Source organism: Nevskia sp., assembly GCF_051860985.1.
In the GTDB taxonomy this organism is placed as follows: Bacteria; Pseudomonadota; Gammaproteobacteria; order Nevskiales; family Nevskiaceae; genus Nevskia.
In genome coordinates, this window is record NZ_JBIMKV010000031.1 from 1 (window position 1) to 22,302 (window position 22,302).

Annotated in this window: 15 protein-coding genes and 1 pseudogene; 9 read left to right on the top strand and 7 right to left on the bottom strand. The window is 63.3% G+C overall.

What is annotated here, in order from left to right:
* Positions 1-38: 38 nt before the first annotated feature.
* Positions 39-470, bottom strand: a complete 432-nt coding sequence (locus ACTIGJ_RS19055) for a hypothetical protein (RefSeq protein ID WP_439641908.1) — start codon at positions 468-470, stop codon at positions 39-41.
* 442 nt (positions 471-912) lie between these two features.
* Between ACTIGJ_RS19055 and ACTIGJ_RS19060 the strand changes: the two genes are divergently transcribed.
* The 4 genes from ACTIGJ_RS19060 (at position 913) to ACTIGJ_RS19075 (ending at position 7,149) form a co-directional block, all read left to right on the top strand.
* Complete coding sequence (locus tag ACTIGJ_RS19060) at positions 913-1,704, top strand: TnsA endonuclease N-terminal domain-containing protein (RefSeq protein WP_439641909.1); 792 nt, start codon at positions 913-915, stop codon at positions 1,702-1,704.
* An 8-nt stretch (positions 1,705-1,712) separates the two neighbouring features.
* Positions 1,713-3,860, top strand: a complete 2,148-nt coding sequence (locus ACTIGJ_RS19065) for a hypothetical protein (protein WP_439641910.1) — start codon at positions 1,713-1,715, stop codon at positions 3,858-3,860.
* Between the two features lie 98 nt (positions 3,861-3,958).
* On the top strand, positions 3,959-5,242 hold the full coding sequence (locus tag ACTIGJ_RS19070; RefSeq protein ID WP_439641911.1) for a TniB family NTP-binding protein: 1,284 nt from the start codon (positions 3,959-3,961) through the stop codon (positions 5,240-5,242).
* 65 nt (positions 5,243-5,307) lie between these two features.
* Complete coding sequence (locus tag ACTIGJ_RS19075) at positions 5,308-7,149, top strand: TnsD family Tn7-like transposition protein (RefSeq protein WP_439641912.1); 1,842 nt, start codon at positions 5,308-5,310, stop codon at positions 7,147-7,149.
* 45 nt (positions 7,150-7,194) lie between these two features.
* Here ACTIGJ_RS19075 and ACTIGJ_RS19080 read toward each other — a convergent pair whose 3' ends face one another.
* The 5 genes from ACTIGJ_RS19080 to ACTIGJ_RS19100 all read right to left on the bottom strand — a co-directional run bounded on the left by ACTIGJ_RS19080 (position 7,195) and on the right by ACTIGJ_RS19100 (position 12,959).
* Positions 7,195-8,823 carry a GMC oxidoreductase gene (locus ACTIGJ_RS19080; RefSeq protein ID WP_439641913.1) on the bottom strand — a complete coding sequence of 543 codons (1,629 nt, stop codon included), beginning with the start codon at positions 8,821-8,823 and terminating at the stop codon, positions 7,195-7,197.
* Between the two features lie 25 nt (positions 8,824-8,848).
* Positions 8,849-9,169 (bottom strand): 2Fe-2S iron-sulfur cluster-binding protein, encoded by a 321-nt coding sequence (locus ACTIGJ_RS19085; RefSeq protein ID WP_439641914.1) that lies wholly within the window; start codon positions 9,167-9,169, stop codon positions 8,849-8,851.
* Between the two features lie 68 nt (positions 9,170-9,237).
* Positions 9,238-10,464, bottom strand: coding sequence for an NAD(P)/FAD-dependent oxidoreductase (locus tag ACTIGJ_RS19090; RefSeq protein ID WP_439641915.1), 1,227 nt, complete (start codon positions 10,462-10,464; stop codon positions 9,238-9,240).
* A 13-nt stretch (positions 10,465-10,477) separates the two neighbouring features.
* On the bottom strand, positions 10,478-11,746 hold the full coding sequence (locus ACTIGJ_RS19095; protein WP_439641916.1) for a cytochrome P450: 1,269 nt from the start codon (positions 11,744-11,746) through the stop codon (positions 10,478-10,480).
* Between the two features lie 166 nt (positions 11,747-11,912).
* Positions 11,913-12,959, bottom strand: a complete 1,047-nt coding sequence (locus tag ACTIGJ_RS19100) for an AraC family transcriptional regulator ligand-binding domain-containing protein (protein ID WP_439641917.1) — start codon at positions 12,957-12,959, stop codon at positions 11,913-11,915.
* Between the two features lie 142 nt (positions 12,960-13,101).
* On the opposite strand from ACTIGJ_RS19100, the pseudogene ACTIGJ_RS19105 reads away from it, so the two are divergent.
* The 5 genes and pseudogenes from ACTIGJ_RS19105 to ACTIGJ_RS19125 all read left to right on the top strand — a co-directional run.
* Positions 13,102-14,273 (top strand): annotated as a pseudogene (locus ACTIGJ_RS19105) (alkane 1-monooxygenase); the annotation flags it as partial.
* A gap of 9 nt (positions 14,274-14,282) precedes the next feature.
* Positions 14,283-14,513, top strand: a complete 231-nt coding sequence (locus ACTIGJ_RS19110) for a rubredoxin (protein WP_439641921.1) — start codon at positions 14,283-14,285, stop codon at positions 14,511-14,513.
* A 136-nt stretch (positions 14,514-14,649) separates the two neighbouring features.
* Positions 14,650-17,349 carry a LuxR C-terminal-related transcriptional regulator gene (locus tag ACTIGJ_RS19115; protein ID WP_439641918.1) on the top strand — a complete coding sequence of 900 codons (2,700 nt, stop codon included), beginning with the start codon at positions 14,650-14,652 and terminating at the stop codon, positions 17,347-17,349.
* Between the two features lie 38 nt (positions 17,350-17,387).
* A complete protein-coding gene (locus ACTIGJ_RS19120) occupies positions 17,388-19,082 on the top strand; it encodes an AMP-binding protein (RefSeq protein ID WP_439641922.1) in 1,695 nt (564 codons plus the stop codon).
* Positions 19,083-19,255: 173 nt separating this feature from the next.
* Positions 19,256-20,158: a lysophospholipid acyltransferase family protein gene (locus tag ACTIGJ_RS19125; protein WP_439641919.1), complete on the top strand. Its 903-nt coding sequence runs from the start codon at positions 19,256-19,258 to the stop codon at positions 20,156-20,158.
* 169 nt (positions 20,159-20,327) lie between these two features.
* Here ACTIGJ_RS19125 and ACTIGJ_RS19130 read toward each other — a convergent pair whose 3' ends face one another.
* Complete coding sequence (locus tag ACTIGJ_RS19130) at positions 20,328-21,797, bottom strand: WS/DGAT/MGAT family O-acyltransferase (RefSeq protein WP_439641920.1); 1,470 nt, start codon at positions 21,795-21,797, stop codon at positions 20,328-20,330.
* Positions 21,798-22,302 lie beyond the last annotated feature (505 nt).

A 22,302-nucleotide genomic window follows, 5' to 3' on the forward strand; every position in this document is an offset into this window, starting at 1 on the left:
GGTGCGTAACGCGTCAACTTGTTCATGGCTTCATCCTCTCAAGGTTTGAAGCCTCCGAGAAAGACGGGGCGGTTCACTGAGCCTCGAAGCATTAAGCCGGTAATGCCCGGCCCGTCGTCAATCTTGGTCAAACCAAGGCGAATCAAAGCGCTGTTGAGTTCTGATTCAAGGTCGGCTCTTTGATGGCGTTCAGGTTCAACAAGAAGCGCCCAGAGGGGCGAGGCGTACTCGACCTTCGCTTCTTCACACACCGCATATTCACGGGCAGCCTTCTCGACAAGATTTTGCTCGGCCCCGTTTGTGCCGACTCGGACCTTGGTGGGGTCGTCGCCACGACGAAAGATGCGGTGCATCACCCGAAGTCGGGCACCCGTGATCGGGTCTGACGATGTAACGCCGTCGATTGCCCCGTCAAGCAAATCCCTATCAAGTTCGTCCCAGCTTCGCTGCAATGACAACTTGACACGCAAGGCCCACAGAGCGGCCCTGAATCTGAACGAAAGGTCAAGTCGCGGGCGGCCATTTTTTTTGGGTAGTCGATTTGGAGTCACAAACCCCCCTGATTTGCAGGGATATCTCGTTGCCAGTCGAGTGTATTGAATATCCGTCCTATGGCCAATTAAGTGAAGGACTTTCAAAAATGCAGACGACGAGGTCGAAAAATGCGCAAACAGAGCGGACAACTCGACGAGATATCGAGAGATGCCAGGTTGCCGGCCGAGAAGTAGGTCACTACGGGACCGACTATCAACCTTGGTTAAAAGCGATTCATTTCCCTAGCAACGGACTTGCTCGGAGAACACAGGGACTGCTCGAAGCTCGGACGATTCACTTCTTGTCAAATCTCGATACGCGCGTGCGCACTGCCTGGGTGCTCGTGTCGTGAGGCGCCGTAGCGGTGTCACCGACAAGATGATCGAGCGTCGCCTGCGCTTGGGCTACGGCCGAGGCGACGGGACTCTCTACAAGCCGGCGATGGACGTACGGGATGTTCCCTCCGTGGGTGAGGGCTGGCAGACGCCGGTCCTTCTCTACCCAGAGCGCGACACCCCTCATCAGTTCATGAGCCGGTTGGAGATGACAACAGCGTGCATCTATGAGCGCCTAGGCGCCACGCAGATCCGCGAACAGTACGCGCTTCTCTGCGAAGGCGGGACTCGGGACGAGACGACACATATCGCCGAGCTTCTCGGAGTCAAGCACCCGACGATACCGGGAACCCAGACGCGGGCTGTCATGACGACGGACATCCTCGTCGACATGCCGGACGGTTGCCGCATCGCGGTCTACTGCAAGCCCAAGGCGCTTCTCGATCCGACGACGCGCAAGGGTGTCCGGAATCTCGAGAAGCAGGCCATCGAAGCAGTCTACTGGTCCCGTCGGCCCGGCACGACGTTCATGGTAGTTACCGAGGAGGACTATCCCGAGGTCTTCAAGGACAACGTGGTCGATCTTCGCGGGCGCCTGTTTCACCACGAGCACGCCGCCGTGCGCGCCCGCGTCGGCGAGACCGCCGAACGATTTCTCGCGATCTGGAAACCCGATCGCACACTGATTGACCTGATCCGCCAGCTCGGCGTGGCAATGACCCTCTCGATTGATCAGGTAACCCACCTCGTCTACCTCGCGGTGTGGGCGACTGCCATCCCGGCCGACCTTAAAGCCGATCGGTTCCATCCCTCCAACCACGTCATCCTGGAGTGAGGCCCGCCATGCATTCAGGAATCAGCATCGGAAACATCATCCGGCCCACGGACACCGTGTGCTCGTTGCTCCCCACCGCCTGTCGCGTGCTGCACATCCACGACGACGAAGTCAGCCTCATCCCGGTGTTCTGGGATGAGGCCAAGACGGATCCACCCGCACCCTTCATCGTCAGCGCGAGGGAACTGGCCGTCGAAATCCGGCAGGAGGTAAGCATCGTCGGACGCCCAGGCGTGAAGACCTACGATCGTGAATCACCCACTGCGGACGCTAAAGAGAAAGCGGAAAGGGTGAAGGCTGCTTTCAAGGATCTTCTCGAGCCAGCAGCACTTCAGCGCGCCATCCGCGATCCCCGCTACCGCGCGCAGTCGCTACGCGAGATCAAGGGCATGAGTGAGTCCACCGCACGGCGGGTCTTGCACCTCTATTGGATCTACAACTTCGACGAGAAGGTGTTCGCCCGCTACACGCGGACCGAGAAAACCAAGAAGCTGACGCAGAGGAGCATGGTGAAGCGAGGACTATCGAAAGGAGGTCTCGCGCTGCCGGCGGTGCGTGATGCACTCACGGCCGGCATCCGCAAGTTCTACATTGCAGACGGCCTGACTGCGGCAGACAGCTGGGTCTGCACGATGCTCAAGCACTACCCTCACGCGTGCGATGAGACCCCGCTCTCCAATGGCCGTCGCTGGGTCCGCGTAAAGCCGCAGTTCGCGCTGAAGGTGCCGACGCGTAGCCAGTTCAAGTACGTGATCGAGCTCATTCGCGCCACCGAAGGCATTGAGCGCGAGCGTGCGAACAAGCGGCGCAAAGCGCCCAAGCCGCGTCCGAAGAAGGGTTCCGCGCGCGAGTACGTCGACCTGGTCGGCCAGGTGTTCCAGTCCGACGCGACCAAGCTTCAGGTGCGCGTGGTCCTACCGTGGGCGCGCGACGAAGTGTTGAAGACCCTCACGCTCTACACAGCGATCGACGTCGCCTCGACAGTTATCACAGGGTGGCGGCTGTCACCCAATGACCCCAGCACTGCCGAAGCCCTGCAGCTGCTTAAGCAGTGCGCCTCGGACAAGCGCGAGCAGATCGAGAGGATCGGCGTCGAGTATCACCCCGAGGAGTGGGTGCAGGGACTGCCGTCCAATCTGCACGCGGACCGCGGCGAGTGGGTATCGAAGAAGGCCTACACGATCGTGCGCGCTGGAATCAGCGTCAAGGTCGGGGAACCCTATCTGCCCGAGAAGAAGGGGGCGATCGAGAAGACGCACGACCTGATCAAGGAGCGGATCCTCCGCGAGGTAATCCCGGGTTCTTACGGGCGTCAGATCGAACGCGGCGAAGAGGACGGCTTCAAAGCCGCTGTTCTCACCATGGACGAGCTTGAGATGCGGATCGTGCAGATCCTGCGGGAGATCAATCTGCAGCCGCCGCCGTTAGAGGTGATTCCGATCCGTATGGTCGCGGAGGGACTTCCGCAGGTGTCACGCATCGATGTATGGAACTGGCGTCTTGAGAATGAGCCGGGTGCGGTCCGCCAACTCGAGGAGAAGCAGCTGTACGAGTCGTTCCTGATGCCGATCAAGGCGTCGATCACCGGTGACGGCATTCTCTACAACACGCGTACCTACGTGTCGCCCTTGCTCCATGAGTACGGCTACACCACCAAGGCGCTGCGTGGGCGCGGCGACAACAAGATCCAGGTCTTTATGGATGAACACCTGCCGCACATCGTCAAATTCGAGCACCCCAAGACTCGGCAGCTTGTCGACGCGCGTTGCGAGGAGAAGTACCTAGAGGCGATGAATCTGCGCTACTGGGAGGCCGAAATCTACCGGGAACAGCGCAAAAGTCTCGCCAGCGAGGCCGAATTTTCGGGACGCGCGATCGCAGCGGGGCAGCGGCAGGCGTTCGCTGGGGTCATCAAGCAGGCGAAAGCGAAGACCGCGACAGATCTCAAAGCAGCGGGCGCCACTACCAATGCGCGCAAGAAGGGTCGTAGTGCGGCGACGGTCAAGGCGAAGACCGTCGAGATGCTGAATTACGAGGCTGAGCAGCAGGCCAAGGGCAACGTCGCCGTCATGCCGGACGTTCCCGCTGCAGAGAACGCGCCGCCGCCCGCTGATCCGTTCGAGCCGCGCCGCTCCACCAACTTCATCCGCCACTGACCGGAGGATCTTCCATTTACAAACCACAGAGCGTCGCCGAAGCGACGTACATTCCCCACGTGCTTCCTGACTTCCACCGCCACCCACTCGTGGAAGCCATGAACCCGTATCCCTACAACCCGGAGGACGAGTACGACATCGAGCCGCTCGACCGGCAGCTGCGGGTCACGCCGATGTTCAATGAGTGCGACCTCGCACTCCCGGCGCCCCTGCGCAAGGTGCTGCCGTCACGGCTCTACCGCATCTTCCTCCCTGGGCCCGATCACCGAAAAGTCTTCGACACTGCATATGGCCTGATGCTCGAGGGCATGCGAAACCGCAATCCGCTTCAGGCGGCCGGCGAGTCGTTCCTGTACTCCGACGGTTCTGGTGAGAATTGCGGGGCGGCCAATGAGTTCGGACGCATCGCTACGCTCATCGGCCCCTCGGGTCTGGGGAAGTCGACCGCGGTCGGGCGGGTGCTGTCCAGCATGGGGCACCAGCTCATCAAGCACCGTGATTATCACGGCCAGCCGTTCCACGAGACGCAGTTGCTGTACCACTACTTCAAGGTGAGCGAGAACCTCCAGCCGGCGGACATTTACCTGCATGCCGGCAAGATGGCTGGGCAGCTCACGGGCAACACCTTCCTCAAGCTGATGCCCGGCGCGCGCCGCTCGCTCAGCGACAAGCGCGACTACTGCCGGATGGTCCTGCGCAGCTCGCACTGCGGGATCCTCGTGATTGACAACGTCGAGTATCTGTTTCGGGCTCGGGACAACGTCAAGGAGCAGGCGCTTTCGATGATCCTGCACATCCGCGACGATTTCGGCATCCCGATCCTGCTTGTCGGGACCAGTGAGGCGTACCGCTACCTCGCGTCCGACGACTCCGTAGCCTCGCGCTTCATCGAGGGTGGCTACCTAGAGATCACACGCCCCTCGAGCGCGGACGACGCGTACTGGGACGACATGGTCAGAGCACTGTGGCAGTGGAAGTGGGTACGCAAGGAATCGCCGCTGACCGACACGATCCGCAGCAAGATCTACGAGTACACCGCGGGGGTCACCCGCTACCTGATGGTCCTGCTCGTCCAAGCGCAGATCCTCGCAATAGAGAGTGGCTACGAAAAGCTCGACGAAGTCTCCCTCGCGAAGGCCTACACCCTGTTCATGAAGCCGATCCACCCGATCGTGACGGGACTGCTGACCAACGAGCCCCAGATCATGCGCAAGTACGAGTCGATGTACGCGGACACCACGAAGCTGCTGAAAGGCTACGCAGAGCCCGTGATCGGGTCGTCAGCCGCAGAGCATATCAAGCACCTGGGAGCCCATCTGGCGGGCCTGCGCAATGGTCCGCAGAACGGCAAGACCCCAACCACCGCCCCGGGGACGGCATGAGACAGCGTGAACTCGTTCCGCAGGAGCAGCTGACAACTTTCCCGGCCGCGAGGCCGGGAGAAGTAATGCTGAGTGTGCTGGCAAAGGGTTACTTCCGCTACGGCGTAGATGTCAGTAGCTATATGCGTGCGCTGATCGGCAAGATCCGGTGCCCGGGAACTTTGGACCCTGGCCTGCCGACATACGCTGCACGTATCGCCGGCGTCATGCCGGAAGGCCATCCACTGTCCAACCTGCAGCTACTTTTGCGGCACCACACGGTTCTGCCGTACTACCTGTTCTTCGCGAGTACCGCGCGGCGTGAGCGTGTGCTTCAGGCGCTGGCCGATCCCCGGACCACTTCTTACGACGCCTTACTCGGCTTCAGCACGGCACGCCTCGCGCCGCCAGACCTCCCGCGGCTGTGTTCCGGGTGCGTGCACCGCGAAGATTTGGACCGGCGGCCCGCCATCTACCTCGTCGAACATCAGCTTGCGACGACCTGGGTATGCGCTGAGCACGCAGAGATGCTCACGGACGGGTGCGAACTCTGCAGCGATGGAGCGCATCTGCCCCGCAATCTGCTTCGCATGCCGGGCCGATGTGGCGATCGCCGACATAATCAGCTTCACCCATGTACGTCGCTTGAGCCGTCGGAAGTAGTTGATGCGCGGTGGTTCTCCGCGCAGGGGAAGCGAATGCTGGAGCGCTATGACGACGTCCCGAACGATCCGCTGGGCGTACTGCGGTCAATGGTCCTGATGCAGTATCAGCGTGCACGCGGCGTCGACTCACTGGCGCTGGCCAGGGCTATCGAGAATCGATTTTCGCCAGCGATACTTCGCAGGCTGGGACTCTCATTCACCTCCGAGCAGGACCGGCAGGTTGGCTGGCACCGTCAAGTATTGGCCCCAACCACGCGTGACCGACTCAAAGAGCCGGCCCAGTGCTTGGCAATCTTGGGAGTCGTATGTACAGACATCGATGACTACATCGAGATGGTCGAGGCGGTGGCCGATCCCGTGGTGCTGCCAGTGGAGCCAGAGTGGCCAAAAAAGCTGCTGGCGACCCTAGCCACTCACGACGGATCTTTTGAAGCCGTGCGGCGGGAGCTCGGCATCACCTTCGGCGATCTGTGGAAGGCCATGATGAGGCGCAACTGGACCATTCCGCGTCCGGCGGACACCGGGGTATCAGAGGAGGTCTATCAGCAACTGCTTGACGCTTGGCAGGCCGGTGTCGACCAAACGCATATGGCGTACACGTTCGGTGTGTCGGACTACTTCCTGCAGAAGATGACCCTGTGGGAGCCAGGGCTGCACCAGCGATGGCAGCGGGCGCGACTGGGTTCAGCGCTTGAAAATCACCGTCGGACGCTGCGCGCCTATCTGGACAGCAATCCAGGCGTTAAGCGTAACGTCGTTCGAAAGGCGTGCAACACCGCTTTCGAATCCATCTACCAGAGCGACCGCAAGTGGCTCGACGAAGTGCTACCCCGACGTCACGGAAACTTCCGCAACGAGGACGGCACGCGTCGACTACGCAAGGACTGGGAGCGGCGGGACGCGGATCTGGCCGAGCGAATCGCCCAGTGGGCCCCTCAGCAGCTGGCCGGGGATGACCTTCCGGTTTACCTGACGGCGACCAAACTGCTGCGCGCGCACGACGCGGTCCATCACTACATGGGGTACAAAGATCGGTTCCCGCAGGTGAAGGAGCAGCTCGATCGGTTCGTCGAAACGCGCGAAGCGTTCGTGCTGCGCCGACTCCGTTGGGCTGCGAAGCGATGTGCCGAGTCGGGTGCCCCGCTCAAGCCGGACGCGGTCCGCCTAGTCGCCAACTTGCCGCGGCGTCACGTGGACCGACACTGGAAGGACATTGTGGAAGCGTACGACGCTGTCCGCGGGCCCGTGTTCGCCAGGGCCTGAGGCAAGCAGAAGTAGGCAAGCTCGAATCGGCCTATGTGAATCCGCTTATAGGACCGCGTTGACCGTTCCTGTCGGGTTACGAGGAATGAATGACATTGCCCGCTCGGCCAGCGCGGTGATGGTCAGGCTTGGATTGACGCCGAGGTTGGCGCCGATCATCGAGCCATCGACGACGTAGAGATTGCGGTAGTTGAACACCCGGTTCTGGGCGTCGATCACGCCCTGCTCGGCGCTGTCGGCGATCGCGCAGCCGCCCATGCAGTGCGCGGTCATCGGCACGTTGAAAAAGATCTCGAAGATCGAGCTGCCGCCGACGCCGCCGGTGGCCTTTGCGGCCGCTTCAGCGAAGCGGTTGGCGGCCGGGATGTAGGTCGGGATGCGGTCACCCTCGCTGACCATGCGGCGCTTGAATGGCCAGTACCAAGGACGCTTCAGGCGCATGTTGATGTGGCCTTCAACGGTCTGCATGCACAGCAGGATCACGGTCTGCGCCGCGAAGCCGAATGGCAGCCAGCTGCGGATCGCCTTGACGGGATGGCGAACCAGCAGCGACAGCATTGCCCGGGCCCAGGCCAGCGGCCGTGACCAGCCCGGCTGGCCGTGGGTCAACGCGGTGAACAGGCTGCCCATCATGTCCGAGCCCTTCGGATAGCGAACGGCCTCGATATGCGTGTGCTCATCGACATGGACGCCCGAGCCGATCGCGATGCCTTTCGACAGATCGGTTTCGATGCCCGGATAGCGCACGGTGAGGATCGACTCGGCATTGGTGCGTACCCGGCGGCCGAGCTGCTCCGACACCTTGGGCAGCGAGCCGTCGTCGCGCAGGCGCAGCAGCAACTCTTGGGTGCCGAGCGAGGACGCTGCGAACACCACATTCTTCGCAGTCACGACGCGCCGCTTCGAGGCCGGGCCGAAGCTCGGCTGGACCGTCACCTCGTAGCCCTCGGAGCCGTCCTCAGTCGAGCCAAGAGGTCGTACGTCGAGGACTTTCGTTTCGGCGTGAACCTCGGCACCAAGCTGCTCCGCGAGGTAGAGATAGTTCTTGTCCAGTGTGTTCTTGGCGTTGTGTCGGCAGCCGACCATGCACGCACCGCAGGCTTGGCAGGCGTTGCGCGCAGGGCCCTTGCCGCCGAAGTAGGGATCAGGATAGCTCCGCCCCGCCGGCTGCCCCGGCTCGCCGAAGAACACGCCGACCCTGGTGGGATAGAACGTCGATTCCACACCGTTTGCCGCCGCCATCTTCTGCAGCATCCGGTCGCCCGGGCCGAGAATGGGGTTGGTGGTGACGCCAAGCATCCGCTTCGCAGTGTCGTAGTGCTGCGGCATCACCTCGGTCCAGCGATCGAGGCCGGCCCAGGAGCCTTCGCTCCAGACCCGGTCGGGCGGCACCAGCAGCGTTTGCGCGTAGGCGATGGACCCGCCGCCGACGGCATTGCCGTGCATGATCATCACGTGCTTGAACAGCCGCATGCTGAGGAAGCCGCGCAGGCCGACAGCCGGCAGCCACAGGAATCGCCGCAGGTTCCAGTTCGTCTTCGGCAGTGTCTCCGGCGTCCAGCGCCGGCCCATCTCCATCACCGCGACCTTGTAGCCCTTCTCGGACAGGCGCAGCGCCGAGACGCTGCCGCCAAAGCCTGAGCCAATGATCAGGAAGTCGTAGTCGTGGTTCATCGTCACAGGATGAAGTGGAGACAGTTCAGTGCTGGCCGAGCGGCGTGCGCACGACGATGCCGTCGAGCTTCGTGCACATCTTCAGCTGGCAGGCGAGGCGCGAGCGGTGGTCGCTGCCCGCCGCCATGTCGAGCATCGAGTGCTCCAGCGGTTCCATGGCCGGCAGCTTGTCCAGCCACTCCTCGGCAACGTGCACGTGGCAGGTCGCGCAGGCGGCTGCGCCGCCGCAGTCGCCATCGATTCCGGGAATCAGGTTGGCGAGCGCAGCTTCCATCAACGAGATCCCGTCATCGACCTCGACGCTGCGGACCGTGCCGTTATGCTCGATATAAGTGGCCTTGGCCATGTTTCGTCTCCTCTGATGAGTGAATGGTCGGTCAGGATCTTGGGCGTCCCGATCGCGTGGGTGATAACTCAGGCCGCGGCGGCGAGGCTCTTGACCGCGATCGTCTCGTCGGAGAGTCGCTCGGATGGAATGTGCAGGCCCTCGGCAATCCAGCTCTTGGCCAGAGTGAACTCGGCAGGCCGGTTGATGGCATCGACGGCCAGCAGTCGACCGTCGCGCAGGTACCACGCGGCAAAGCTGCGGCTCTCGGGCGCGCCGCGAATCACCACCTCGTCGTAGCCGCGATTGAGGCCAGCGGTCTGCAGCTTGATGTCGTACTGGTCGGACCAGAACCACGGCACCTGCCGGTAGGGCTTGGACTTGCCGCAGATCGCCGCCGCCGTGGTCTTGCCCTGCTCGATGGCGTTCGGCACCGATTCCAGCCGCAATCTCGTGTGGTACACCGCGCTCGGGTGCTGCGCGCAGTCGCCTGCGGCATAGACGCCGGGCACCGAAGTACGGCATTCGTCATCGACGATGATGCCGTTGTCACAGACCAGTCCGGCAGCCATTGCCAGCTCGACGTTCGGGAGCAGACCGATGCCGGCAACGATGAAATCGGCCTCGATGCGCTGGCCATCGGCGGTCAGCACGGCGGGATGCGACTCGTCGCCGGCAATGCCGTTGACCATCACGCCACAGCGGATCTTCACGCCGTGGGCCTCGTGCTCACGCTGGTAGAAGTTCGCGACCTGCGGGCAGGTCACGCGCGCCAGCAGGCTTGGCGCGGCTTCGAGCACGGTCACGTCAAGGCCGAGCTTGCGCGCGACTGCGGCAATCTCCAGGCCGATGTAGCCGCCGCCGACCAGCGCGATGCGAGCGCCAGGCTTGAGCTGAGCCTGGATCGCAGCGACGTCGCGCACGTCGCGGAGGTAGAACAGGCGCGAATGCTCGGCGCCCGGGCATGCGAGCTTGCGCGGCCGGCCGCCGGTTGCCAGCACCAGTTGATCGAAATCGATGCGCTCGCCATTGTCGAGTTCGACCTGCCTGCCGATCACATCGATGCGGCTCGCGGTGCGGCCGAGCTGCACCTCGATCTTCTGCTGTTCGTAGAACGCGGGCGGACGCAGAAACAGGCGCTCGACCGCGAGCTGACCGGCGAGATAGGCCTTCGACAACGGCGGTCGCTGGTACGGCAGCACGGCCTCGTCGCCGATCATCACGATCCGACCGGCGTAGCCTTCCTGGCGCAGACTGACGGCAGCCTGACACGCGGCCTGGCCGCCGCCGACGATCACCACCGTACCCACTGACATAGCTTGATTCAGATCAGGGGTTGATGCGGACCCGCATCGATTCGTAGCCCTTCACGAACGGCGACGGCACGCGCGTCGGCTCGGAAAGCACCTCGATCTGGCCGGCTCGCGGCCAGCGGGCGAGCAACTCTTCCCAGAGAATCTTGAGCTGCAGCTCGGCAAGGCGGTTGCCGACGCAGCGGTGGATGCCGAAGCCGAATGACAGATGGTGGCGCGGCTTGGCACGGTCGATGATGAACGCGTCCGGGTTATCGATCGATTCGGCATCGCGATTGCCGGAGACGTACCACATCACTACCTTATCGCCCTGCTTGATCTGCTTGCCGCCGAGCTCGGTATCGCACATTGCGGTGCGGCGCATGTGCGCCAGTGGCGTCTGCCAGCGGATCACCTCAGGAACGAACGAGGGCGCGATCAACGCCGGGTTGGCGGTGAGCTTCGCGTACTCGGCCGGGTTCTGATTCAGTGCCAGCACGCTCCCGGTCATCGAATTTCGAGTGGTGTCGTTGCCGCCGACGATCAGCAGGATGATGTTGCCGAGAAATTCCTGCGGCGACATCGAGCGGGTGCGGTCGTCGTGCGCCATCATCGACAGCAGATCGTTGCCTGGCTCGGCGTTGACGCGTTCGTTCCACAGCCGGGTCATATAGGCCGCGCATTCACCGAGGATCTGCATACGCTGCTCCTCGGAATCGATCAGGCCCTGGCCGGGCATGGTGGTCGCGACATCGGACCAGTACGGCAGCTTGTCGCGATCCTCGAACGGAAAGCCGAACAGGGTCGCCAACATCTGCGTGGTCAGGTTGATCGAGACCTTGGACACCCAATCGAAGGGTTCGCCGACCGGCAGCGCGTTCAGCGCGTTCTGGGTGCGGCTTCGGATCAGGCTTTCCATCCGAGCCAGGTTGTCAGGCGCGACGATCGGGTTCACCACCTTGCGCTGCTCGTCGTGTTTCGGCGGGTCCATCGCGATGAACATCGGCAGGACGGCGGCCTTGTTTCCCTCGAGAATGGTGATGCCGCCGAGATGCGCTTCCGAGGAAAAGATTTCGGGATGGGTCTCGACGTAGAGGATGTCCTTGAACTTGGTGACCGACCAGTACGGGCCGAATAAACTTTTGGCGCAGTAATGAATCGGATCTTCCTTGCGCAGACGGGCGAAGTAGGGCCAGAAGCGATTGGTACGGAACAACTCGGGGTGACTGACATCGATGTCGCCGAGTGGAATCGAGTAGGCCTCGTCCAGTTCAGTCTTGGTGTCGAAGGCTGCCGCTGTTCCCATGTCTCTCTCCGGATAGGCCGCGCGAAGTTTGGGCGCCATCTCCGAGGCATCGACCGCGGATGGCTGGCACCTTCATATAGAGCTGAGATCCTGCCAGAGCGGGCAGGGCGGGTCACCTATCGTTCGGCAGGAAATGAGTTGGACTCAGGCCCGGACCTGCCCGGTGCTATTGGCGATCGGTTTGTCCTGGTGCCGACCGACTGTGGTGTTCGCTTGGGCTGTAGCCGGCGCGAGAGCGAAAGGCACGACCGAAGTTGGACCGGTCGGTGAAGCCCAGTGAGTAGCCGACCTGAGTGACGCTCATCGTGCCGGCCGCCAGCCGTTCACAGGCAAGCTCGTGGCGGACACGATTGGAGAGTTCGCGGAAGTTGGTTCCCTCGCGTTCGAGATGGCGATTCAGGCTGCGTTTGGAAATATTGAGCATGGCGGCCAGTTCGCCGAGGCTCGGCAGACCTTCGGCAACCGCGCGCAAGGTCATGACCACCCAGTCGGCAAAATGGCCGCCGCTGGCCACTTGTTGCACCAGCGTTCGGCAGCGCTCCTCGGCGACCTGCCGGGCATGATTGTCGGCCATCGCCAGGCGCAGTTCGCGTGGATTACCGGACAGGCGCAGACGCACGCTCGGCGTCGCCTCGGCGACAAAGCACACCCGTACATTCGTCAACTCACGCCGGTAACGCTCGCGGTGCGCGGGTTCGGCGATCGACAGATCGAGCCTGCATGGCGGACGATGGTCACCGGTCAGGTCGGTTACTTCGCGCAGCGCTGCCACGCCGATCGCCTCAAGATGGAAGCTCAGCGACAGCGGGCTCAGCGCGACCGTCGGCGTGAAATGCATCTCGCCAAAATCGACACCGCTGGCGTAGCGCATCCGGAAGCTCGGCATCACCAGCCGAAAATACTGGGCCTCGAAGCGGAGCGCCTGGTCCAAGGTTTCGCAATTGAGCATGCCGAAGCCGACGAAGCTGTGAGCACTGGCACTCAACATGCGACCCAACTCGAAGGCCAGATCGCTACGCCCGCTGAGTTCGTAGATTTTCTCGATCAGTCGATCGACCCGAGACACGCTGAGCATCGCCTCGGCCTCGGTCAGGATGGCCGGTGAAAGTTGCAAGGAACGCAGCACCGCATCCAGGTCGATGTGGCTGCGGGCCAGGATTTCCGCCAGTCGCGCGTAATAGCGGGCCGGTACCAACAACTCGGATTTGGACATGGTCTCTTCCAGCTTGAGTAGCGGCCCCTGAAAGTCTGGCGCGCTTTGACCACATGTTGGCGCAAAATGACCCATTCCTCAATCGACAAAGCCGCAAGCTGATCACACCCCAAGAGAGGAGGGCCTGTGATGAGTGCGATCGGTGCGAACGAGGTGGCGGGGGGGGCGTGGCGACGCGGCCGAGAAGTGGATCGACGGCAAGCGCTGGTGGTGGCTGCTGAGCCCAGCAGTACCGCTGGTTGGCGTCGCGACGGTGCTGGCGGTTATGGTCGGAGGTCCGGCCTGGCTGCTGTGGACCCTGCCGTTCCTGTTCTATGTCGGCAGCTCCGCTGCTCGACATGCTGGTCGGCGAGGATCGGGTCAACGCGCCGGAGTCGGCGGTGCCGCAACTCGATGCCGATCGCTACTACCTGCGCATCGTCTACGCCTACATCCCGTTCCAGTACCTGATGACCGGTCTGGGCGCGTACCTCGCGGTTTCAGGCCATCTGGCCTGGTACGAACTCGTGGCGCTGGTCGCGGCCTGTGGTGTCGCCAACGGTGTCGGCATCAATACCGCACACGAGCTCGGCCACAAGACCAACAGCTTCGAGCGCTGGCTAGCCAAGCTGACGCTTGCTCCGACCTGCTACGGTCACTTCTTCATTGAACATAACAAGGGTCACCACAAGAACGTGGCGACGCCCGAAGACCCGGCCAGCTCGAAGCTGGGCGAGTCGTTCTGGGCCTTCTTGCCGCGAACCGTGATCGGGAGCGCAAAGTCGGCCTGGGACATTGAAGCCGGGCGTCTCAAGCGTCTTGGCAAGCCGGTGCTGTCGATGGACAACGAGAACCTGCAGGCCTGGGCGATGACCGTGGGTGCTGTTCGGAGGACTCAGCGTATGGTTCGGGCCGGGCGCGCTGGTCTTCTTGGTTGTGCAGGGTATCTTCGGCTTCTGCCTGCTCGAAGTGGTGAACTATCTGGAGCACTACGGTCTGGTCCGCCAGAAGATGGCGGACGGCCGCTACGAGCGCTGCCAGCCAAAGCATTCGTGGAATTCCAACCACGTCGTCACCAACCTGCTGCTGTACCAGCTTCAGCGCCACTCGGATCATCACGCCAACCCGACGCGCCGCTATCAGGCCCTGCGTCACTTCGAGGACAGCCCGCAGCTGCCTTCTGGCTACGGCGCGATGATCCTCGCAGCCTACTTCCCGCCGGTCTGGTTCAAGCTGATGGACCACCGGGTAGTTGCCCATCACCGCGGCGATCTGAGCAAAGCCAATATCTATCCGCCGAAGCGGGATGCGCTGCTGAAGAAGTGGAGCACGGTGAAGCCCGCCGTGCAGGTCAGCAGCATCGAGACGTCGTCTGCCGAAGTCCAGACGGCCTGGACAATCACGGCCGCCACCTGCTTCCGCTGCCCGAACTGCGCCTATGTCTACAACCCGGCGCTGGGCTGTCCGAAAGAGGGCTATCCAGCCGGCACCACGTTCGAGAACTTGCCGCGCAGCTGGCAGTGCCCGGATTGCGCGGTGCGCGAGAAGCCGGACTTCGTCGCCATCTCAGCCTAAAGGCGGTCCGCCGGCTGCCGCCGATCGCGCCCCTGTCGATGCACGACCGAACTTTGCCATTGTCCCGCAAGGTATCCGCCGGATCGCAGCGGGGCGACCGGCGACGCCCGACCAGGAAGCCGCCTGAAGTGCCGCAATGAGCAATCATCCGACCGCCGAAGTTTCTCAGCGCGGCGAACTGCCGGAAACGCGCCGCCTGCTGCTCAACCGGGACCGCGTGCTGGCGCTTGATGCTGGGCTGCCGATCCTCGTGATTCGCGGGCCGTCCGGCTACGGCAAGACCGTGCTCGCCGAGCTGTGGTTGCGGCAGCGTCGCGGCAGCGCCTTCTGTGGCTGGGCCGCGCTCGATGCCGCGTCGCGCGATCCGCTGGTGTTCCTCGACCAGTTGCTCGACGCGTTCGGCGCCAGCCAGCCATCAGGGAGGGAAATCGGCATCCATGCGGAGTCCGAGCGTGCCATGCGCTTCTCGGAGCTGTGCAGCCACCTGGCCAACGATCCCGAGGCCCGGCACTGTCTGGTGATCGACGACGTTCACCTGATTGCCAACAGCGACAGTCTCGGCTACCTCGAGAAGCTGCTGAACCTGGTCTCCGAGCGTTTCAGTGTCTGCCTCGTGATGCAGCCCTTCGATCTTGAACTTGGGCTCGGTGGCCTGACCGTGCGCGGCTGGGTCAGCTGGATCGATGAACGCAATCTGGTGCTCAGCCGCGACGAGGTCAGCCAGTTCGCCGAACTGCGCGGCCGCCGCCTCGACCCCACACAGTTGGAATGGCTGTATCGCGCAACCGAGGGTTGGCCTGCTTTTGTACACCTTGCGCTCGCCGTTCCGGTGGCCATCAGCCCGATCGCCGAACCAAGCGCAGGCCTCGGCTCGGCGCCGCTGCGCGATTACATCCACGAGCGCTTCATCGCCAGCCAGAGCAACGACGACCGCGATGTGCTCTGGGCGCTGGCTTGCCTGGGCAGTACGCCAGTGCCACTGCTCGAAACGTTGTTTGCGTCGGAGCCCAAGGTCAGCCGCGCGCTACTGCACTTTCGTGCGCTCGGCATCGTCCAGAACCAGGAACCGGACGATCCTTCGATCATCACGCTGCACGCGCTGGTGCGCGATGGCGCGAACCGTTTGCTCAGTGCCAGCCGCGGTACCGAGCGGGTGCCGCTACTGGCCCGTGCGGCCGAGTGGCTGTGGCAGAACGGCTACGGCGCCTGGGCGGTACGGATGGCACTCGACGCCGGCCCGCCGCTGGCCGAACTGGCCCGGCGCTGGATCGTCGACATCGGCTTCTTTTCGATCTTCCGCAGCGGTCAGCACCAGACGCTGTTCGACCTCGCCGGGCGCTGGGAGCGGGTCAGCGGTAGCTGCGACCTGGACGTCGATTCGCTGGTCGCCTGGGTGTTGGTGTTTCAGAGGCAGTTCGAGCTGGCCGAGTCGCGCCTGCAGCGGATCGAGGCCTCGTCACGCACCGAGTTGATCGACGCCGCGCGCCTGCAACGCGCCGTGATGTTGGCCCTGCGGGATGACTTTGCCACCGCCGGCGAATTGGCCAAGCAATGGATCGCTTCCAACGCCGGCAACGCTTCCTATCAGCTTGGCATCGCGTCCACCGTGCATGCGTTCTGTCTCAAGTGCATGGGTCGCTACGACGACGCCAACTATGCGCTTCGCGACGCCATGTTCAATTTTGCGACCGCGCAGTCGGCCTACGGCACCGGCTGGGCCCATGTGGTCGGCGCGCTCAATCTGATGCAGGCCGGACGCTATCGCGGGGCCCTGGCGCAGGTCGAGGCCGGCCTGCTGCGCTGCCCGAGTTCACAGGGTTTCGGGGGGCTGCGCACCTTGCTGCGCGGAATCGAGGCCTTTCTTCGTTACGAGCGCAACGAGTTCGACCAACTGCGTGACATTCTCGGCGAGGCACTGCCGGCGCTGTCCGACCAGGGCATCGTTGATGCCGTGACCTTCGGCTACATCGCAGCCGCGCGCAGTCGCTCGGTGAGCGGGGATTTCGGTACCGCCCTCGATATCCTTTCCGAAGGCGAGGCGGTGGCGCTGCAGCGCAATTTCGTGCGCCTCAGCGGCAACCTGCGCGCAGAGCGGGCGCTGCTGCTGCTGCGTAACGGCGCGGTGAGCCGCGCACGGGCGCTGGTCGAGGGAATGGCCACGGCGCCGCCTTACCGCATCTCGGTGCAGATGCTTCGGGCGAGAATCGCGACGGCCGAGGGCGACGCGATGAAGGCGCTGAAGCTGCTGCGGCCGGTGATCGACAAGGCTCGCCGGCTCGGCCGCCAGTCACGGCTCAGCGAGCTGTTGTTCTGCGTTGCACTGGCCGAGGATTTGCGGCGCGACGAGGCTGCCTGCCACGCGGCGCTTTCGGAGGCACTGGAGATCGCCAGCACCGAGGGCCTGCTGCGCACGGCTCTCGACGAGGGCCGGCCGCTGATGACGCTGCTGGTACGCTGGCTGGAGCGCGGCGCGAGCAGCATGCAGCCGGCGATCCGGCTGGCGCAGCAGATTCTCGAGCTCGGTAACGCAGGCTTCCCGGGCGTCATCCCGGTTCCGCAGCCCTTGCCCGCGATGGGGGGGGCCTCCAGCCCTGCCGTCCAGTTGGGCCACCTGTCCGCGATCGAGGAGGCGCCACAGCTGGCCGATTTCAACAAGCGCGAGCGCCAGCTGCTCGCCCTGCTCAGCGAGGGCCTGAGCAATGCCCAACTCGCCAGTCGCTGCTTCATCTCTGAAGGCACGGTGAAGTGGTATCTGCACAACCTCTACGAAAAGATTGGTGTCGGCAGTCGCACGGCACTGCTGCGCGCGGCGCGCGAGCGGGGCGTCAGGCTGTGAACGCCATGTCCGAAGTTCGCACGAACAATGGGGACAATATGAGCAACGACTTTCTCGCCGATAGCGGATGCTGGACGCCGCTGTCCGCGCTCTACCACTGGGAGAATCAGCGTCCCGAGGCGATCTGGTTGACTCAGCCGGCCGAGGGACAGGTCGAAACGTACACGTGGCGCCGGGCTGCCGACGAGGTGCGCCGAGTCGCCGCCCACTTGAGTTCGCTTGGACTCGAACCGGGCAGCCGCATCGCGCTGCTGTCGCGCAACTGCGCGCAATGGATGCTGGCTGAACTGGCGATCTGGATGGCCGGGCATGTCGCGGTCCCGATCTACCCGTCGCTGAACGAATCGACGGTGCGCTACATCCTCGACCACAGCGCGGCAAAGCTGCTCGTCCTTGGACCGCTCGATGACTGGGACGCGATGCGTGGTGCATTGACGCCGAATCTGCCGGTGCTGCGCCTGCGCGGCGCGCCTGGCGTGCCGGTGAACCACGACTGCTGGTCCTGGACCCGTATCGTCGAGGAGGTCGAGCCGCTCGCCGGCCATCCCGATCGCCCGTCGGAGTCGCTCGCGACCCTCGTTTACACCTCGGGCACAACCGGCGCTCCGAAGGGCGTGATGCTGAGCTTCCGCAGCTACGCGGTCAGCTCGACGATGCTTGCCCAGATCGTGCCCATCGACGATCGCGACCGGCTGCTGTCGTACCTGCCGCTGGCCCACGTCTTCGAGGGGGCCGCGGTGTTCGCGACCGCACTGCGCTACGGCGCGCAGGTTTTCTTCAACGAGTCGCTGAAGACCTTCAGCGCCGACATCCAGCGCGCCCGGCCAACCATCTTCCACTCGGTGCCACGGCTCTGGCTCAAGTTCCAGCTCGGCGTGCTGGCCAAGCTTCCGCAGGCGAACCTCGACGCGCTGCTGGCCGACCCGGCGGCCGCTGCGGCGACGCGCGCGCAATTGCTCGGCGGCCTGGGACTGGACCAGGTGCGCCTTGCGTTCTCCGGCTCCGCACCGCTGCCGCATAGCCTGATCGGATGGTTCGCCGCGCTCGGCCTGGAACTGCTCGAAGGCTTGGGGATGAGCGAGGATTTCGCCTACTCGCATATCTCGCGAAGCGGCCGGGCGCGGGTTGGCTATGTCGGCGAGCCGCTGCAAGGCGTGGAGCGGCGTATCGACGAACGCGGCGAGCTGCTGATCAAGAGTCCGTCGCGCATGCTCGGTTACTACCAGGCGCCGGAGTTGAGCAGCGAGGTGTTCACCGCTGACGGTTACTTCAGGACCGGCGACCGCGCCGAGATCGACGAACTGGGTCGGCTGCGGCTGTCCGGCCGGATCAAGGAACTGTTCAAGACCAGCAAGGGCAAGTACGTGGCACCGGCGCCGATCGAGAGCCGGTTGCTGCATCCGATGGTCGAGACGGTGTGCGTTGCCGGCTCCGGCTTCCCGCAGCCATTCGCCCTCGTCACGCTCAGCGAAGCAGGTCAGAAGGCCGCGCAGGACTCGGCTCAGCGCGCTGCGATCGGGCAGGAACTGTGCGCGATCAAGCGCCAGATCAACGCCGGACTCGATCCCCACGAGCATCTCGACTTCATGGTCGTGGTCAGCGATCAATGGACCGTCGCCAACGGCTTTCTGACCCCGACCATGAAAATCAAGCGCAATGTGGTCGAAGCGCACTACGAGCCTGGTTTCAAAGCCTGGAGCGAAGCCGGACTTGAGGTCATCTGGGCGCGGTAGGGAGGTTTCGCACCTGGCGGCGGGCTCAGCCGGCATACCGACCGAAATCCTATCGTTCAGTAGGTGTATCCGTACGGGCCTCGAACGCAGCATCAGGCACTGGCGTGAGACTGTGGAGGTCCTGCCAAGACTTCAGCCGGGGAATAACCGGCGGCGTATTGCGAGACAGATCGATGAGCATTCGTGGCCCCAACGATGATGCCGGCGCATCGCGAAAGTTCTCTGCTGATGCCGCGAGTACCGTGCAGCGCTCAGTTCAGGAGCGAGCCCGGCGCAACTGGAATGTCAGCGGGCCCGATGTCGAGTACATGAGTCAGATCCGACCGGTGCTGAATTTCATGCTCGACCGCTACTTCCGCGTCGAGACCCATGGCTGGGATCGGTTGCCGGAGGAGGCCAGCCTGCTGATCGGCATCCATTCCGGCACCTGGCTGACCATGGATGCCTGGGCGCTGGTATTTGACTGGTGGCGCCATTTCGAGACGAGCCGCACCCTGCACGGCACTGCGCATGACGCGCTGATGGCAATGCCGGTGCTCGGGCCGTTCTTCAAGAAGGTCGGCGTGGTACCAGCTTCGCGGGATTCAGTCACCGCCGCGCTCGGCGCCGGTCACAGCGTCGTGGTCTGGCCGGGCGGCGAAGTCGACGCGATGCGCACCTGGAAGCGACGCAATGAAGTGGAATTCGCCAAGCGCCGCGGCTTCGTCAAGCAGGCGATCCTGTCTGGGGTGCCAATCGTGCCGGTGGCGACGGTCGGTGGACCCGATACGGTCTTCGTGCTCTCCGAAGGGCGCTGGCTGGCCAAGGCACTAAATCTAAAGAAATTGCTGCGCGCCGAAACCATGCCTATCGTCGCTGGCCTGCCATTCGGCATCTGGCCGGAGCTGGTGCCCAGCCATATTCCGCTGCCGTCGAAGATCGTCAACGAATACCTGGAGCCGATCGCTGTCAGCAGCGACGCTGACAAGGCCAACGACGACCAGTACGTCAACCGCATCTTCGCGAAGGTGCAGGACAGTGTGCAGAAAGGTGTTGCTCGCTTGGCAAGTCAGCGTCGGCTGCCAATCATCGGCTGATCCAGGTCAGCTATCGAAGTCTGCTTCGGGGCTATCGCGCGCGCTGATCGCGTCCAACGAGCACTTGTGCCGCTTGCAGGGTCAAACGACGTCTGGGTGCATCTGATTGCACCGCCTGGGGTCGATTCGGGACTTCATTGGCTTCCACGGACTTGTAGTACGGCGTCTCTCATCGCTTTGCTGGATTGCGAGTTGAACGTCGCTCCGACGTTGCAGGCCCGATCTCGCCAGCATCAGCCTTGTCTGCTGTGGGCCTCTTCAATGCCAGTGCCTGCTCCAATTCGGATAACGCCTCAGCGGTGTAGACCGCGAGCTTCTGCAAGCTGGGCAGGGCGTCGCGGCTACCGGTGAAACCGATATCTAGCCGACCGGCATAGTTGACGCAGGTGATGTTCAACGCCTGGCCCTGCGACGGAATCGAGATCGGGTACAGCGCATCGAGTCGCGCCGGACCGAGGTACATGGTGTTCGCTGGGCCCGGCACGTTGGAAATGACTACGTTCATTGCCGGTCGCAGGCGATGGGCGAGACCCAGCATGCCGAGTACCGAGCCGGGCAGCGCCAGCAGGCTGGTAAATGGCAGGCGCAGTTCGGACGGCATGCTTTTCAGATGTGCTTTCGCTGCGCGCATCGAGCGGACAATGGTCTGCATGCGCAGCGATGGATCGGCGATATCGGTGGCCAGCGAAGACCAGACGAAGCCAACCGCATTGGAGCTGCTGGCATCGCCTTCCTGTCGCAGGCTGACCGGCACCGCCGCCGTCATTGGACGCGCGGGCAGCATGCCTAGGGAAAGCAAGTGGCGGCGCAGCGCGCCGGCGCAGAGACTCAGGAAGATGTCGTTGGTCGAGGCACCTGTAGCCGCGCCGATGCGCTTGATGCGTTCGGTTGCCACGCTCTGTGTCGCGACCCGGCGAGCATTGGTGACTAGGCCGTTCAGCGACGACGCCGGCGATTCGAACGGTCGCACCAGATCTGCTTCCTCGGCGCGTCGGTGCAGCATCGGCCGTAGGGCGTGCACGAGTTCGCGTAGCGCATCAAGCGGCGGAAGCTGCTGTTCGAGGCCGGCGCCGACGGTGCGCGGCACTTTTGTTGCCGGCCTCGGCGCTGCTTCCCATGGCGGGCGGAAGCAGCTGCCAGGCTGGCTTTCCAGTGCACGCTCGATCATCCGCAAGCCGCGCACGCCATCGGTGATCGCGTGATGAATCTTCAGGTAGATCGCGAAGCGATTGCCACTCAATCCCTCGATGACGTGGCATGTCCACAGCGGTCGCGAGCGATCGAGCAGGGTTCCGTGAAGGTGCGAGATCAGTTCGCCGAGCTCTCGCTCTCCGCCTGGCTGTGGCAGGGCCGAGTGCCGCACGTGGTAGTCGAAGTCGATATCGACGGTCGTTTCGAATGCCGGCGCGATCCGCGCCAGCGGTACCCGGGCCAGACGCTGATTCCACGGCGAGCCTACGCCATAGGGCTTTCGATAGCGGTGCACCACAGATTTGATGAAGCCACCATCGGCGTCCGCCGGAACGCTGTAAATTTGCAATGAGGCAACATGCATTGGGATGTCGCGCGTTTCAAGCGCGAGGAACGCGGCGTCGAGGAGCGATAGACGCCTGGTTAATGCCGACGGCAATAGAGACATGACGGACCGCCCCCTGATCGCGGAATGAGATCGAAGCCCCAGAGTGGTTGTTATCACTCGGACGCAATTAAAGATCGTAGGGGTTGGCGATACAGATCGTCACCCGCAGAAAGATAGGTGATGCCGACTCGGAGACCTTTTCGGCCATGGAACTCCGGCCATTTGATATGTGCCGCGATGCACTGCTGTTGGCACGATTCCCCGGACCAATTTGAAAAGATGGGGTTCACAGGCAGGTAAATTCAACGTGTTCACGTCACCCGTTTTCGGGCCTGACCAGTACGATCCCAAGGTGCTTACCGCCACCTCTGCGGCCGCCCTGATCAAATGATGCAGCGCGGCGAGCCAGAGGAGCATTCGTCTGCCGCGTTCTGTCGGGGTTGTGACCGCATGCTGACGATGCAGGAGGGCAATCAGGCAGTCGGGATATTATTGATCCGGCGGACAAAAAGTAAAACTACGCTGCATATCGGACAGGCCGATGCTGAAAGTATTTTCGGACGCG

Coding starts and splice junctions, on each gene's coding strand:
- ACTIGJ_RS19060 (WP_439641909.1), top strand. CDS start 913: ATGATCGAGCGTCGCCTGCGCTTGGGCTACGGCCGAGGCGACGGGACT.
- ACTIGJ_RS19065 (WP_439641910.1), top strand. CDS start 1,713: ATGCATTCAGGAATCAGCATCGGAAACATCATCCGGCCCACGGACACC.
- ACTIGJ_RS19070 (WP_439641911.1), top strand. CDS start 3,959: ATGAACCCGTATCCCTACAACCCGGAGGACGAGTACGACATCGAGCCG.
- ACTIGJ_RS19075 (WP_439641912.1), top strand. CDS start 5,308: ATGCTGAGTGTGCTGGCAAAGGGTTACTTCCGCTACGGCGTAGATGTC.
- ACTIGJ_RS19080 (WP_439641913.1), bottom strand. CDS start 8,823: ATGAACCACGACTACGACTTCCTGATCATTGGCTCAGGCTTTGGCGGC.
- ACTIGJ_RS19085 (WP_439641914.1), bottom strand. CDS start 9,169: ATGGCCAAGGCCACTTATATCGAGCATAACGGCACGGTCCGCAGCGTC.
- ACTIGJ_RS19090 (WP_439641915.1), bottom strand. CDS start 10,464: ATGTCAGTGGGTACGGTGGTGATCGTCGGCGGCGGCCAGGCCGCGTGT.
- ACTIGJ_RS19095 (WP_439641916.1), bottom strand. CDS start 11,746: ATGGGAACAGCGGCAGCCTTCGACACCAAGACTGAACTGGACGAGGCC.
- ACTIGJ_RS19100 (WP_439641917.1), bottom strand. CDS start 12,959: ATGTCCAAATCCGAGTTGTTGGTACCGGCCCGCTATTACGCGCGACTG.
- ACTIGJ_RS19115 (WP_439641918.1), top strand. CDS start 14,650: ATGAGCAATCATCCGACCGCCGAAGTTTCTCAGCGCGGCGAACTGCCG.
- ACTIGJ_RS19120 (WP_439641922.1), top strand. CDS start 17,388: ATGAGCAACGACTTTCTCGCCGATAGCGGATGCTGGACGCCGCTGTCC.
- ACTIGJ_RS19125 (WP_439641919.1), top strand. CDS start 19,256: ATGAGCATTCGTGGCCCCAACGATGATGCCGGCGCATCGCGAAAGTTC.
- ACTIGJ_RS19130 (WP_439641920.1), bottom strand. CDS start 21,797: ATGTCTCTATTGCCGTCGGCATTAACCAGGCGTCTATCGCTCCTCGAC.